This is a genomic window from Chryseobacterium sp. X308 (assembly GCF_020733145.1).
In the GTDB taxonomy this organism is placed as follows: domain Bacteria; phylum Bacteroidota; class Bacteroidia; order Flavobacteriales; family Weeksellaceae; genus Chryseobacterium; species Chryseobacterium cupriresistens.
The window spans coordinates 38,602-53,437 of the sequence record NZ_JAJFZH010000006.1; the positions used below are offsets into that span (position 1 = coordinate 38,602).

General features: G+C 37.4%; 11 protein-coding genes. 2 read left to right on the forward strand and 9 right to left on the reverse strand.

Translation table 11 applies throughout. The annotated features are described in order from the left end of the window. Positions 1–26 precede the first annotated feature (26 nt). From mtaB to LIV57_RS08565, 4 genes are all read right to left on the reverse strand, one after another. Positions 27–1,373 carry a tRNA (N(6)-L-threonylcarbamoyladenosine(37)-C(2))-methylthiotransferase MtaB gene (gene mtaB / locus LIV57_RS08550; RefSeq protein WP_110009519.1) on the reverse strand — a complete coding sequence of 449 codons (1,347 nt, stop codon included), beginning with the start codon at positions 1,371–1,373 and terminating at the stop codon, positions 27–29. Positions 1,374–1,439: 66 nt separating this feature from the next. Then, on the reverse strand, positions 1,440–2,030 hold the full coding sequence (locus tag LIV57_RS08555) for a DUF1572 domain-containing protein (protein WP_227942277.1): 591 nt from the start codon (positions 2,028–2,030) through the stop codon (positions 1,440–1,442). Between the two features lie 84 nt (positions 2,031–2,114). Next, a complete protein-coding gene (locus LIV57_RS08560; protein WP_227942278.1) occupies positions 2,115–4,217 on the reverse strand; it encodes a T9SS type B sorting domain-containing protein in 2,103 nt (700 codons plus the stop codon). A 199-nt stretch (positions 4,218–4,416) separates the two neighbouring features. After that, positions 4,417–5,214, reverse strand: a complete 798-nt coding sequence (locus LIV57_RS08565; protein ID WP_227942279.1) for a hypothetical protein — start codon at positions 5,212–5,214, stop codon at positions 4,417–4,419. Between the two features lie 204 nt (positions 5,215–5,418). On the opposite strand from LIV57_RS08565, the gene glgP reads away from it, so the two are divergent. Then, positions 5,419–7,083, forward strand: a complete 1,665-nt coding sequence (glgP, locus tag LIV57_RS08570; RefSeq protein WP_202843469.1) for an alpha-glucan family phosphorylase — start codon at positions 5,419–5,421, stop codon at positions 7,081–7,083. A 2-nt stretch (positions 7,084–7,085) separates the two neighbouring features. On the opposite strand, the gene LIV57_RS08575 is transcribed toward glgP, so the two are convergent. From LIV57_RS08575 to LIV57_RS08595, 5 genes are all read right to left on the reverse strand, one after another. Continuing rightward, positions 7,086–8,183 carry a formylglycine-generating enzyme family protein gene (locus tag LIV57_RS08575; RefSeq protein WP_227942280.1) on the reverse strand — a complete coding sequence of 366 codons (1,098 nt, stop codon included), beginning with the start codon at positions 8,181–8,183 and terminating at the stop codon, positions 7,086–7,088. 44 nt (positions 8,184–8,227) lie between these two features. Next, entirely contained in the window at positions 8,228–9,838 is a 1,611-nt protein-coding gene (locus tag LIV57_RS08580; RefSeq protein WP_227942281.1) for a sulfatase, read from the reverse strand. A 16-nt stretch (positions 9,839–9,854) separates the two neighbouring features. Beyond that, the gene (locus LIV57_RS08585) at positions 9,855–11,450 is read right to left on the reverse strand and encodes a sulfatase (protein WP_227942282.1); all 1,596 of its coding nucleotides are present in this window, start codon (positions 11,448–11,450) and stop codon (positions 9,855–9,857) included. Positions 11,451–11,880: 430 nt separating this feature from the next. Then, on the reverse strand, positions 11,881–12,069 hold the full coding sequence (locus LIV57_RS08590) for a DUF6496 domain-containing protein (RefSeq protein WP_227942283.1): 189 nt from the start codon (positions 12,067–12,069) through the stop codon (positions 11,881–11,883). 12 nt (positions 12,070–12,081) lie between these two features. After that, positions 12,082–12,555: a hypothetical protein gene (locus LIV57_RS08595; protein ID WP_062675487.1), complete on the reverse strand. Its 474-nt coding sequence runs from the start codon at positions 12,553–12,555 to the stop codon at positions 12,082–12,084. 120 nt (positions 12,556–12,675) lie between these two features. Here LIV57_RS08595 and LIV57_RS08600 point away from each other — a divergent pair, with 120 nt between their 5' ends. After that, positions 12,676–14,805, forward strand: a complete 2,130-nt coding sequence (locus LIV57_RS08600) for a S9 family peptidase (RefSeq protein ID WP_227942284.1) — start codon at positions 12,676–12,678, stop codon at positions 14,803–14,805. Positions 14,806–14,836: the final 31 nt, after the last annotated feature.

Sequence of the window (14,836 nt, forward strand, 5' to 3'; positions counted from 1 at the left end):
AATTTAGTAGAATTTTAGCAAAGAGCCTACGCTTTTGCTAAAAAATTTTGGTAAGAAGATTGCACAGAAACCGTGCCATCTGACAGGATTTTTTCTAAATTCAGAAATTCGATTTGATTTACGGATGCAGGATCAAAGTCTTTCTGGACTCTCACATAGTTTTCTGTGAAGCCGAACATTTTCCCGTCTTTATTTTCGTGCTCCCAAAGAACAGGCAGCGTTTTTCCCAATTGGGTCTGATAAAATGCCATTTTCTTCTTTTCAGAAAGAATTCTCAGCATTTTATTACGTTTTTTTCTTTCCGCTACGGGAACTACTCCGTCCATAGCGGCAGCTTCCGTATTTTCTCTTTCAGAATAGGTAAATACGTGAAGGTAAGTGATAGGAAGCTCATTAAGGAAATTATAGGTTTCCATAAATCTTTCTTCTGTTTCTCCCGGGAATCCTACAATAACATCTACTCCGATAGCCGCATCAGGCATTACCTCGCGAATCTTGTTTACTCTGTCGTTATACAGTTTGGTCAGGTAACGACGTTTCATCTTTTTCAAGAGATCATCGCTTCCGGATTGTAACGGGATGTGAAAATGCGGAACAAAGCTTTTGCTTTTAGAAACCAGTTCAATACTTTCATCTTTCAAAAGATTAGGTTCGATGGAAGAGATACGGATTCTTTCTATTCCTTCTACTTTATCCAGCTCTGAAATAAGATCAAGAAAGGTATGTTCGTGTTTTTTATTTCCAAATTCCCCTTTACCGTAATCACCGATATTTACTCCTGTAAGAACAATTTCTTTGATGTCTTTTGCAGCGATTTCCGTGGCGTTTCTGAGAACATTTTCGATCGTATCAGAACGTGAAATTCCTCTGGCTAATGGAATGGTACAGTAAGTACATTTGTAATCACAGCCATCCTGTACTTTCAGGAAAGCTCTGGTTCTGTCTCCTATAGAATAACTTCCGATAAAGAAATCGGTTTCTTCAATTTCACATGAGTGAACTACACCTTCACTTTCAGATTTCTCCAAATCGTCAAGATAGCTCAGAATATTGAATTTTTCTTTTGCTCCTAAAACCAGGTCAACTCCTTCAATCTGTGAAATTTCTTCAGGTTTTAACTGTGCATAGCATCCAACAATTACAACCAGTCCTTCCGGATTAGCTTTCATTGCTCTTTTCACGTGAAGTTTACATTCACGGTCAGCATTTTCTGTCACCGAACAGGTATTGATAACATACACATTGGCTTTTTCATCAAAACTTACCTTCTCATAACCTGCATCTGTTAATTGACGGGCAATAGTAGATGTTTCTGCAAAGTTTAATTTGCAGCCCAGTGTATGAAACGCGGCAGTTCTGTGAAAAGTAGACATTTGTTACTCCTGAATTTTATGGGTGCAAAGATAGTAATTTTAATAAGAACTCAAGATTGATTCAATCTATTGTTTATATTCGTCTCTTACTTCTGGGCTGTTTTGAAAGCAGACGGGCGACGAATTGGGTGCCGGATCCTGACCTGAAAATTTGGTTTTCATTTCTGTATTAAATTCCTGAGACCGGTTTCTGGCAATAGAAAGTGTATTCCAATTTTCATTCTTTATCATTTTAGCGATATAAACAATTTGTCCGATGTGGTAAGGATAATGAGCCAATTGACGAAGAACGGCATCAATCACCGGATGTGCTTCTCCCCTGATATATGTTGTTGAATAGAGATTTTCCTCATTTATTTTTTCAAGAGCATCAAAAAAGCAGGCCCAGCCTTTTTCCCAATATTCAAGAATCTCTTCTTTCGTTGAAAATGTATTGACAAATTCTTCATCGCGGTTACGCCAGGCTTTCTCTCCGTCTTCAGTCAGGAAATTAGTCCATCGTGAAAGCATATTTCCTGCAAGATGTTTCACAATCACAGCAATAGAATTACTTTCTTCATTATACTGCCAGAACATCTGCTCATCTGTTAACTGTTCAAATGTTTTATCACCAAGAGATTTATAGTATTCAAAACGTTTTACAAACAGGTCTTTCATTCTTTCTATTTTATTTCCTAATTTAATAACTTTTAAAACTAAAAACCACCTCAATTGAAGTGGTTTTTTCTATCTGTTTTATTATTATTCTCTGTTTTTCACCAGAACCCAGCCTGTATATTTAATGGCCGTATTCTTTTTATCATTTTCATTCCACGTGATAGAATACCAGTATGTACCTGTAGGTACTCTTCTTCCACCCTGGGTTCCATCCCATTTGTAGCCGTTGGATCGGTCTGCCTGGAAAATTTTATTTCCATAACGGTCGAAAACATTCATGATCAGATTTTGTTTGTTGGCAAGGGCTGAATAATCAATCATATCATTGATTCCATCTGCATTAGGAGTTATCACGTTGATCAAATTAGGGACAACAATTCCAATTTCTATCGGATCACAGTCATAGGCATCTTTTACATATACTTTATGATCTCCTCTGGAAAGGTTATTGAAAACATTAGAATCCTGCCAGATGATATTATCTATTGAATATTTATAAGCCGGAGTTCCACCTATTACGGATACTGTGATTGTATTGTTCGAAATATCAATCCCGGAAACAACCGGCTGCTCGGAAGGAAGCACTTTTACCGTTTGTGTTGTCACACATTCTCCTGTTTTAAGTTTTACCCAATATACTCCTATTCCTGCTTTAATGGTTTGTGTAGTAGCTCCTGTACTCCACTCGTAACTTTTAAATCCGGGTCCTGCATCCAGCGTAGTCTGGTCTTCCGCACAAATTGTCACATCTTTAAGTTTATCAGAATAGACAGGCGGAATAACGATCAAAGTAACTTTAGCCACATTATAACAACCCTGAGCATTAGAAACTCTTATGTACACAAAACCATTGGGTGCAATGTAATTATTGGGATTCAGGATTTCATTGGTCTGGTTAACAGCATCTGTCAATGAAGGATAATATTTTTTTGTCGGATTGGTCTGCCCGGTTACTGAAGCATTGACAAGGTTGAAAGAAGCGGTGGCTGGACTGGATTCGATGAAGCATGATCTCAAAGTTGTTTCATTCACGACTACAACGGGATAAAATTTCAACGTAATCTGTGCCACTGCAGTACAGCCAAATTCCGATATTACTTTTACGTAAATAATTCCTTCTGCAGACACAAATGCCATCGGGTTGGTAATCTCATTGGTTCCGGCATTGAGATCCGCCATTGTAGGATAATATTTCTTAGTAACATTAGGGTTTGCAATAACATCTGCTGTGGTTAAATCAAATAAAGCTGTCCCTGCATTATTATTGTTACACTGGGTCAAAGTTGCGTTTGTAGCTGTGATAGAACCATTTTTAAATTTAAATGTTCCAACCTGCTTACATTTGTTGAGCGGATTAGATGCATTGGCCGGATCGGTATAGTTGATGCTATAATAATAGACAGTTGTTGTATTGACTGTAATAGGAGCTGTAATAGGGTTATTTCCCGTTAAGGCATCATTCTGGCTCAGATGATAACTTACTCCAAAGTTTTGATTTCCATTGAGAATTCCTGAGGATAATGTAGAAAAATCAAATAAAGCTGTTGCAGAACATATGACAACTTCTCTTGGGTCAGCAGGATTGGCCGCCGGAATTCCGGGAGGATTAAATGGCTGGGTCTGAATAGCCGGATCAGTAAATGGTGAAGCCAGTGTTGCAGTTCCTCCCCACGTTAAAGAAAACGGGGCTGTAGTAGAACTGGTACTGCTCACCCAGTTGTCAATAAACAAGTAATAGGTTTGCCCTGGTAAAACATCAAGATATCTGCAATAAGGAGTCAGGGAACCTCCTGCAGCGCTTAAAAGTGTGCTTGTCATATTCAATCCTGTAGCAGGGCCGGGTCCGATAACTGTTGCAGCATTACAACGGATCGGTGATCCTAAACTTCCACAGGTTACATTAGGACCAAAAATTGCCCAGTCATAATCGGCATCCGGATTATTTGGGACAAGGTCGAAGGTAAGTGTACCTCCTGTAGCGATTGTAATTTTATACCAGATTGAGTTGTGTTCTCCCGTAAAATCTATACAGCTTCCGGAGTTGACCAATTCCTTAATATTACCATATCCGGTAGGACTATATGTGATATTTGAGTTTCCGCAAACGGAAAGTGCGGTAGCACAGTCAGCCTGGGCATAGAAAGTATGAGAGAGACAAAGAAGTATGAAAAGTAAAAATTTCCTCATAGATTTAATGTTTTTATGGTTATATCAGTTACACATTGTATTGATAATCAACACACATCAAATATAACCTTATTTTAATTAAAAACAATAAAATCTAAACAATTTTAAACTATTACAAATTAAAACATCAAATAATTTAAAATAACCTACATTATATCAAAATACACAACAAAATAATCAAACACGAATAACATTCACTTTATTTTATACTTGTAATATTTCCACAAAGATTTTCCAGGTGAAATATTTTATGGAAAGGACTTTTTACTTCTTTCAGATGTTCCTTATCCTGAATGAAGGTATACCTTGAAGCAATGGAATTCATATCGGAAACAATAACCAGCCAGCACTCATCTACTGAGGTGTCATAATAGGGGAATTTTTCGTTCTTTTTTTCAATAAGTTCCAGAATCTTCTCAGAACAAAGCTCATCAAACAGATTCATGCTGTACTCATGGGTGATAAAGACATTTCTGCGGTGAAAAGATTTTCTCAGACTTTTTACACATCCCACAGGTTTATTTTTTTTGATGCTCTTATAGATACTGATGATGTTTTCCTGCTGCACTTCCAGATTGTCAAATTTGGTTGCCGCGTGGAATTCCAAAAAATAAACACCACGATATTTCGTAGTGTCTTCCTGTTCTAATAATATTTCTGCCTGACGGAACATCTTGTTTAAAGTGCTTTCCACTTTTTTCATTTCCAGATGGTTGATTACTTCGGTCAGTTCTATTCCGATTTTTTTGTCGTTGAGTTTGGCGATAAAGTCCGGACTCTCGCAGGTAAGGTTTTCAAATTTCACTTCGGGAAAATGATGCATAAAAGAGTTGAGAAGAAGAATCTCGGATTTCTTTCTGTATTTTTCACGGTCGTGCAGCGGAGATTCATCTATGGTACGGTGATACTTTTCTATGGGCTTTTTTTTCAAATGCCTGTTCAGGTAATATAAACTCAGATTCTTGATCAGATCTTCATCAGAAAATGTCTTTTTCATGTGTGATTTTTTTATTTAATTAAAGAACACATGCAGCCATCGGCTTTCATCATTAAAAGTTTTTGATAATCAAAAATTTACACTCTTAAAGATAAGCAAAAAAAACAATTCAACACTTAGTTTTTAATTAATTTATCGATTAATTAATGTAAAGTTTATTTTCATAATTAATACCTTTGCCTTTTTAAACACAAACCCACATTTATGGATTTCAGGAATTTCAGAATACCTTACACGATTAATCCTCAATATTCAAAAAAAGCCGTCTATTTCTCAATGGAATTTGCTCTTGAGCAGGTACTTAAAATATATTCGGGAGGACTTGGCTTTCTGGCAGGTTCTCACATGAGAAGTGCCTATAACCTTAAGCAGGATCTTATTGGAATCGGTATCCTATGGAAATTTGGTTATTATGACCAGGCAAGAAACCACGATCAGACTTTACAGCCTGTATGGACGAGAAAAATGTACAGTTTTCTTGAAGACACCGGAATAAAATTTCAAATTGAAATCCACAGTGCTCCGGTTTGGGTAAAAGTATGGTACCTTGATCCCGAAATCTTCAATACGGCACCCATGTTTTTCCTTTCTACAGATGTTCCGGAAAATGATCACGTTTCCAAAACAATCTGTCACAAATTGTATGATGCGAATGAATCTACAAAACTTGCTCAATATATTTTATTGGGAAAAGGAGGAGCCAAGCTATTGGATGAAATGAACATTGAGAGAGAAGTTTACCATCTTAACGAAGCCCATGGGCTTCCGGCAGCTTTTTATCTTCTGAGAAAATATAACGGAGATCTGAATAAAGTTAAAGAAAAACTGGTTTTCACCACTCACACTCCTGAAGAAGCTGGTAATGAAAAGCACAGCTTCAGATTATGTTATGACATGTCCTATTTTTCAGGATACAGCATGGAAGAAGTGAAAAAGATTGAAGGATCTGATGATGACCGTTTCAATCATTCTCTCTGTGCATTGAGAATGGCAAGAATGGCCAATGGAGTTTCCCAGCTTCATGGGGTTGTTTCCAGAGCCATGTGGAATAAATATCCGGGAATCTGTGAAATCACATCTATCACCAATGCTCAGGAATTTAAATACTGGTCTGATAAACCTTTATACAATGCAAAAGATGAAAACGACGCAACTGTTTTTGATTTCCGTAAGAAATATCTGAAGAAAAAACTGTTCAGCATTGTTGCAGATCAGACAGGAAATTTATTTAACCCTAATGTCTTTACCATGGTCTGGGCAAGAAGATTTGCCGGCTACAAAAGAGCAGAACTTCTTCTCCATGACAAAGAAAGATTCTACAGACTTCTGAACAATCCAAAATATCCGGTACAGATTATCTGGGCAGGAAAACCTTACCCAATGGACTACTCTGCTATTTCTACGTTCAACACGCTGGTAGAAGAAAGTAAAAACCACAAGAATATGGCTGTTCTTACGGGTTATGAGCTTTCTTTAAGCAAGTCTTTAAAACAGGGCTCTGATGTATGGCTTAATAACCCAAGGGTTCCAAGGGAAGCTTCAGGAACTTCCGGTATGACGGCTGCCATGAACGGATCTGTCAATTTATCTACAGATGACGGCTGGATCCCGGAATTTGCAAAACATGGAGACAACTCTTTCGTAGTTCCCAAAGCAGATTATCTGAATATGAGTATTTACGAACAGGATAATTATGATTTAAATAAGTTGTATGAAATTCTTGAAAATGAAATTCTTCCCACCTATTACGACCGCCCTGATGAATGGAGAAAAATCCAGCACAATGCAATGGATGATGTGAAAGATCATTTCAACAGTGACAGGATGGCGGATGAATACTACAGAATCCTCTATAATAATCAAAAATAGAATTAATGAGCAATGTCTTGAACACACCTGAATCCGGTATGTTCAAGACTTGTATCAGGACTGCTTTTCATACGCCGGGCCACCCTGTATCCACTGCAGTAACTATCATTGCATAAAAAGCTTCCTCCCCGAAGACTGCGTTTAACACTATACGGTTCCTGAGGGTCATAAGATCTGTCAGCGCCCTGAGGATTTAAAACCAGTCTGCCTTCCAGTTTTTTATAGTAATCATAATTGTATAAATCGCTGCACCATTCCCAAACGTTTCCAGCCATATCATACAATCCATATCCGTTGGCTTTAAATGATTGTACAGGGGCAAGGGTACCATAGCCGTCTTTCTTTTCATTGAGGTACGGAAACTTTCCTTCCCAGCTGTTTGCTTTAGGAGTTCCTTCATTGATGGGTTCATTTCCCCATGGATATATATTATTCTTTAATCCACCCCGTGCTGCAAATTCCCATTCTGCTTCTGTAGGCAAACGTTTACCGGACCATTTACAATATGCCTGAGCATCATCCCAGCTTATATGTACTACGGGATAATTGTCTTTTCCTTCAATATTGCTTGTAGGCCCCTGGGGATGTTTCCAGCTGGCACCTTTTACCCATTTCCACCATTGGCTGAAATCATTCAGGTTGACAGGTTTAGTTGTCGGTTTAAATACTAATGAAGCAGCTACCAACAGACTATCGGGAGGTTTCGGAGTACCTTTTGGCAGGTTTTTCTTTAATTCATCCCAATCAGGTTTACGTTCTGCCGTTGTGATATACCCTGTAGCATTTATAAATTTGCGGAACTGAGCATTCGTTACTTCGGTTATATCCATATAAAACGGAGAAACCTTTACTCTGTGTTTAGGGTATTCGTCTGGATCCGCCTGACTATTATCACCTCCCATATCAAATTCTCCCCCAGGGATTAATACCATTCCTTCCAGAGAAATTTTTCCATTAAAACTGACATGAGAAGAATCCAAAGTATTCCATCGTTTTGGTACATTCATGCAAGTGTGTCCTGACTTATTTCCCACAGGTTCCACAATTTTATTTTTATGACAGGAACTTACAAAACTTAGTATTCCTGTACAAATCATCATCTTTATAAAAGAAAACATCATCTTTATCTGAATATTTACAGTTTTTATGATTTTGGTTTACTGTATTTCCATCCTTTTTTCAACTGTAAGGAAAGTTGACCGACTAATTTTTTGGATGACACTTCTTCAGCAATATTTATATTTTCGTCAGGATCATTTTTATGATCATAAAGTTCTCTGGCCAGATAAGCGCCGGGCTTTTCAGTTTCTTTATTCCATTCAAACCATTCCACATACCGGTACCGGTCGGTACGGATAGCATATCCCATTCTTTCTACATTTTGCACACCTCTCGTTTTTACTCCGAATCTTCCTAATAAAAACTGGCTGTAGGCTGCTGTTTTCCACTTACGTTCAGGATCTGAAAGCAAAGGTTTCATACTGGTTCCCTGAAGATAATCGGGAATTTTTATTCCACTCATATCACATAAAGTAGGGTAAATATCAACAAACTCCGTTAGAGCATTGCTTGATTTTCCTTTTGCTTTTACTCCTGCCCCGCTGATAATAAGCGGTACTCTGGTATCAATCTCGTAGTTGCTCTGTTTGCACCAGCTGTTATGCTCTCCCAGTTTCCAGCCATGGTCTCCCCACAATACAATAATCGTATTCTCACTCAGTCCTAATTCATCAAGAGCTTTTAACAGCCTTCCTATCTGTGCGTCTGTATAAGAGACAGACGCATAATATGCATGGAGAAGTTCTCTTTGCTTTTCCACATCATAAGGTTTTTCCGATGGTAAAGGCAGGTCTGATCTGTCTGTATAAGCTCTCAGTTCACTGTCACCATGTACGGCAAATTCCGGAGCATTTTCAGGCATAAATTGATTTTTCGCAAGCGGTATATCGTTTCTGTTATACAAATCCCAGTATTTTTTAGGAGCATTAAATGGCAAATGCGGACGGTAATACCCTACTGAAAAAAAGAAAGGCTTATCTTTTCCTTTTAATTCTTTCAGCTTTTGAATGGCCATAGTTGTTTGCGCTCCGTCATAATAGGCATCATCATCAACGTCGGCCATTTCAACAGAATTGGCCTTTGTATAGATAAATCCATAAGCATCCGGTTTTCCTTTTCCTATTTTCTGAAGGGCAAGCTCCTTTTCTTTCTGAATCTGCTTGTTTTTCTCCAGTTGATACACAGCGTCAGGATCGAAGGGATATCCGTTTACATGAAGTTCTTCATTCCAGGATTTACCATCAGGTAAAGTGTTATGAAAGGTTTTTCCGATTCCTACGGTATAATACCCGTTATTTTTGAATACCTGCGGAAGAGTGATCACATCCGGCAGGTTTTTCCTGAAATCTGTCTGAAGATCCCATACACGAACAGAATCTGGCCTCAAACCTGTAAGAAGGCTTGCCCTCGAAGGGTTGCATACAGCCTGCTGACAGTATGCTCTATTAAAGACAACTCCTCTTGCTGCAAGCTTGTCCATATTAGGCGTTTTTATAACAGGATTTCCATAGCAGCCCATTTCAGGTCTTAAATCATCAATAGGAATAAACAGAATATTGGGTTTTGTTTCCTTGATAGCGGATCTTACATTTTTTTTAGGTTTGGGATTGTCTTTATTAAAGGTTCCACCTCTCACCGCTACGCAATTACAGATCAATATAATGAATACTATTTTTAAAAAGTTGAAATTCTTCATGAGGTATAATTTTCTTTTATTGATAAGACTTATTTGTTATCAGCTTATTTTTCACTTCTTTCCATCCTTTTTTACGTTGTTCAGAAAGCTTTTCCAGAATGTCTTTATTTTCGGGATACACTGCAATATTGAAATTCTCTTTCGGATCTGAGGTAAGATTATAAAGTTCCCGTGCCACAAGTTCTCCCGGCTTTTGAGTTGCTTTATCCCAATAGTACCACTCTATCAGATGATAGCTTTTGGTCATCATTGAATATCCCATGTAATTTTTTTTGTTAAGATCTATCCCTTCTCCTGCCGGGCGCAAAAACTGGCTGAATACCGCTCCTTTCCATTCCGCATTATTTTCATTCAGAAGTTTTTTAAAGCTCATCCCCTGCAGATAAGAGGGAGTTTCTATTCCTGCAAGATCACAGAGGGTAGGATAAAGATCTACCAACTCTACCAGTTCATTGCTTTTACTTCCCGGATTTTTCATTCCAGGTGCATATACAATAAGAGGAACACGGGTATCATTTACATAATTAGTCTGCTTACCCCATGCATTATGTTCTCCTAATTTCCAGCCGTGGTCTCCCCATAGTACAATAATGGTATTATCTAATAATTTTTGTTTTTCAAGCTCATCGACAAGTCGTCCGATACAGGCATCCACATAGCTTACGGAAGCATAATACCCATGTTTCAGGATTCTGGCTTCTTTTTCCGGCATTCTGAAGTAGGCAGGATGTTTTACATATTCAAGGTCATAGCAAGCAGTCATCTCTCTTTGGTTATACATGGCCATGCTTGGTGCATTGAACGGAATAAAGTTGTTATCTGCCATTGGTATTTCCATAGGATCATAAAGATCCCAGTACTTTTTGGGAGCTACAAAGGGTAAATGCGGCCTGAAATACCCCAATGCCATGAAGAAGGGTTTCTTTTTATTTTTAATACGGTTGATCGTTTCAATGGCAAGCGATGTCTGAGCTCCGTCATACAATGAATCATCAGGGCAGTTTGCTGCTTCTACAGAACGTCCATATGTCCAGCCGTTACCATATCTCTTAGGGTCTTTAGCTAATCTTTCCAATCTTTTGGCCGCAAGCTCAGCTTTAAGTTCTCCACTGAAATAAAAAGATTCGGGATCCCTGTCTATCATATTTTTAACGGCATATCCTTCAGGACGGAGATCTGGTTCCCGGAAAGAGATGGAATCAGGCATATGATTATGAAAAATCTTTCCGATAGATACTGTATGATAATTGAATTTTTCAAACTGCTGTGGAATTGTTACCACATCAGGATGTATTTTACGAAATTCTTCTCCCAGCACCCACACTTTGGTGGAATCCGGCCTTAAACCTGTTAAGGCACTTGCTCTTGAAGGAGCACAAACAGCTACCTGACAATAGGCATTGGTGAATGTTGTACCTCTTTGTGCCAGCTTATCAATATTAGGTGTTTTAATGATTGAATTACCATAAACTCCCAGTTCCGGTCTCAGGTCATCAACGACAATAAAAATGACATTGGGCTTGGACTTTTTTTGTGACTGTCCTGCAATAATGCCAAATGATAAAATCAATAGAAAAATATAAACTGATTTTAAAGTTGAAACTCTGAACATATCAATTGGTTTTTAAAATCAGCCTTGTAAGAATGTGAGTTGCATTACAACATTAAAGAAAAGATCCCCAAGGCTGTTATTGATTAATATTGAAAAAAGAAAAACTTTAAACATCCACAAAACATTAAGAATTCTTTTTCATCATTTGTGTTTTGTATTGAAATAAGATATAACGAGTTATGGATGTGATGCGAATTTGCAACAAAAAAGAACAAACTCTTGCAAAGTAAACTACATCACATATACATCAATAACACAAAATACACATTTACAGCATTTTATAAATTACAAAATGATCAAAACATAAAAAAAATTATAGTTTAGAAAAACAAATCAGCTGATTTTCCATGTACTCCATTTATCTCACTTCATCTCGAAATTTCGAATTAGATAAAAAAAATCCGGAAAGTTGAGCTTTCCGGATGATGAATTACTTATTTTTCTTTTTCGATGGTACTTTCATACCTTTTTCCCGCGCTTCAGAAATACCGATGGCTACGGCTTGTTTTCTGCTTGTCACTTTCTTTCCGGAAGAAGTCTTTAATTTTCCTTCCTTGAATTCGTGCATTACCTTTCCTACTTTGTCCTGAGCTTTTTCTGAATATTTAGTCTTGCTCATGATCAGATTTTTTTAAGATTTTGGCAGGGATACCCCTAATTCATAGACACAGGCATGTTTCAAATATTTTGAACGCTCTCTCGATGTTACCGATTCAAAATGATCATTTTTGATCACAATAATCGGGTCTTCTGCATTTTCAATCTCAAAATTGGCTAAATATCTTTCATCCGGTGGAGATTGTTGCAGTTTTGCTTTTATTTTTTGCAGCTCATCTGCATATTTTCTAAATCCCGGATCTGAGGAATGGATAAATTTATACTCATCGCCTGCATACACATAGTAATGAATTTTTTTCTCTATCAACCCCGCCTCATCAGTAATTTCGGGATTATCATTTCCGTCTCTAAAAACTACTTCCACCAATGTTCCTCCTTTTTTATGAGCACATTCTTCAGCGTCTTTAAAACTGGAAAAACCTGTATAAACAATCTGATCGTTTAATACATAACGGTTCAGTTTCTGGTTGTATGCATTCGTTTCCATAATTATTATTTGATTTGATTATAAGGTATGATATTCAATTTTTTTGCCAAAAAGCTTATTTGAAAAGCTTTTTTATACATTTAATAAAATTATTATCTTTGAAATCCATTACTATTAGAAATGAAAAAATTACTCTTAACTCTTACTGTTGCGGCGGTATTCCAAAATGTGTCGGCACAGGAAATCACTTTAGATAAAATATATTCAGGATATTACCGTGGAAAGGGGATCGCAGGGATCACTTCCATGAAAAACGGAGAAAATTATCTGGTCATTGAACCGTCAGGAATTGCAAAATATTCTTACAAAACTTCACAAAAAGAAGGGAATCTTGTAGATGGAAAATTTGAAAGTTATATTTTTTCTGATGATGAGTCTAAAATTCTTTTACAGGTTGAAAGCCAGCCTATTTACAGAGATTCTTTTCTGGGGAAATTTGATGTAAAAGATTTAAAATCCGGGAAAGTAATCAGCCTGAATGAAGGGAAACCTGTTCAGGAGCCTGCGTTTTCACCGGACGCTACGAAAGTAGCCTTTATTTCTGACAATAATCTTTTCTATCAGGACCTTAATTCAGGAAAAATCACACAGATTACAACGGATGGTAAAAAGAATTCAATTCTGAATGGTTTGGCAGACTGGGTATATGAGGAAGAATTCGGGCATGCAAAACAATATGAATGGACAAAAAATTCTGATGCCATCGTATTTGTGAAGTCTGATGAAAGCCAGGTTCCGGAAATCTATATTCCTATCTATGGAAAAACGCTTTATCCTACAGAAATGCGTTATAAATATCCAAAAGCAGGTGAGAAAAACTCTGTAGTTTCAGCACAGCTATACCGTCTTGATAGCGGAAAAACAATGCAGCTGAACCTGGGTTCTTTCAAAAATTATTACATCCCGAATGTATTTCAGACTGCAAAGTCGGACGAAATGGTTCTGATCACTTCTGAAAGGATACAAAATGCTTCTGATATTTTAAAAGTGAACACAAAAACCGGAGCAGTTCAGAAGTTGTTTACAGAAACAGATGAAAAATGGGTGGATACAGACAGCCCTACTCTTGAATTCCTTGAGGATGATTCATTCCTTTGGGCTTCTGAGAGAGATGGAAACCGACACCTTTACTGGTATGACAAAGATGGTAAGTTGAAAAAACAGATCACAAAAGGAAACTGGGAGGTAACCGATTATTATGGGTTTAATCCAAAGTCCAAAGAAATTTATGTTCAGACTACTGAAAAAGGAAGTATCAATAAAGTCATTTCCAAAGTCAATATTGAAAACGGAAAGACCCAGCTGATCTCTAATGCAGAAGGAAACAACTCTGCAAACTTTAGTAAAAACTATAATTATTTCATTGAAACATCTTCTACAGCAGCTAAACCTTATACCTATGTTTTAAAAGACGGTAATGGAAAAGCAGTAAAAGAGCTTCAGAACAACAATGACCAGTTACAGAAACTAAAAGCTGATAATTTTGTTGAAAAAGAATTCATTACCATTCCAAATGCTGTAGGTGACCAGATGAATGCCTGGATTATGAAGCCTAAAAATTTCGATCCAAATAAGAAATATCCTCTGTTTATGTTCCAGTATTCGGGGCCGGGATCTCAGCAGGTAGCTAACTCATGGGATAACGGAAATGCTATTTGGTTCAATCACCTTGTACAAAAAGGATATATTGTTGCTTGTGTAGACGGCCGTGGAACGGGGTATAAAGGAGCAAAATATAAGAAAGTAACTTATATGAATTTAGGAAAATATGAGATTGAAGATCAGATCACAGCAGCCAAGTGGTTCGGAAACCAATCTTATATTGATAAAAGCAGAATCGGAATGTTCGGATGGAGCTTCGGTGGTTATATGACCAGTTTAGCCATGACGAAAGGAGCTGATGTCTTCAAAGTAGGAATTGCTGTAGCACCGGTAACCAACTGGAGATATTACGACTCTGTATACACAGAAAGATTTATGAGAACACCTCAGGAAAACCCTGATGGATATGATAAAAATTCCCCTACGGAATATGCTAATCTGCTGAAGGGTAAATTTCTGTTGATCCACGGAACGGCTGATGACAACGTTCATTTCCAGAATTCTATGGAGTTTTCAGAAGCTTTGATTCAAAACAAAAAACAGTTTGATTTCATGGCTTATCCTGATAAAAACCACGGAATTTACGGTGGACAGACAAGACCTCAGTTATACCAGAAAATGACGGATTTCATCCTGAATAATCTATAATATCAAATTGATAACTCATAAAAAAATCCCT

What these genes read in the sequence shown, in the direction of transcription:
- LIV57_RS08580 (WP_227942281.1), bottom strand. Translation starts at nt 9,838, where the DNA reads ATGAAGAATTTCAACTTTTTAAAAATAGTATTCATTATATTGATCTGT.
- LIV57_RS08565 (WP_227942279.1), bottom strand. Translation starts at nt 5,214, where the DNA reads ATGAAAAAGACATTTTCTGATGAAGATCTGATCAAGAATCTGAGTTTA.
- LIV57_RS08560 (WP_227942278.1), bottom strand. Translation starts at nt 4,217, where the DNA reads ATGAGGAAATTTTTACTTTTCATACTTCTTTGTCTCTCTCATACTTTC.
- LIV57_RS08585 (WP_227942282.1), bottom strand. Translation starts at nt 11,450, where the DNA reads ATGTTCAGAGTTTCAACTTTAAAATCAGTTTATATTTTTCTATTGATT.
- LIV57_RS08575 (WP_227942280.1), bottom strand. Translation starts at nt 8,183, where the DNA reads ATGATGATTTGTACAGGAATACTAAGTTTTGTAAGTTCCTGTCATAAA.
- mtaB (WP_110009519.1), bottom strand. Translation starts at nt 1,373, where the DNA reads ATGTCTACTTTTCACAGAACTGCCGCGTTTCATACACTGGGCTGCAAA.
- LIV57_RS08590 (WP_227942283.1), bottom strand. Translation starts at nt 12,069, where the DNA reads ATGAGCAAGACTAAATATTCAGAAAAAGCTCAGGACAAAGTAGGAAAG.
- LIV57_RS08555 (WP_227942277.1), bottom strand. Translation starts at nt 2,030, where the DNA reads ATGAAAGACCTGTTTGTAAAACGTTTTGAATACTATAAATCTCTTGGT.
- glgP (WP_202843469.1), top strand. Translation starts at nt 5,419, where the DNA reads ATGGATTTCAGGAATTTCAGAATACCTTACACGATTAATCCTCAATAT.
- LIV57_RS08595 (WP_062675487.1), bottom strand. Translation starts at nt 12,555, where the DNA reads ATGGAAACGAATGCATACAACCAGAAACTGAACCGTTATGTATTAAAC.
- LIV57_RS08600 (WP_227942284.1), top strand. Translation starts at nt 12,676, where the DNA reads ATGAAAAAATTACTCTTAACTCTTACTGTTGCGGCGGTATTCCAAAAT.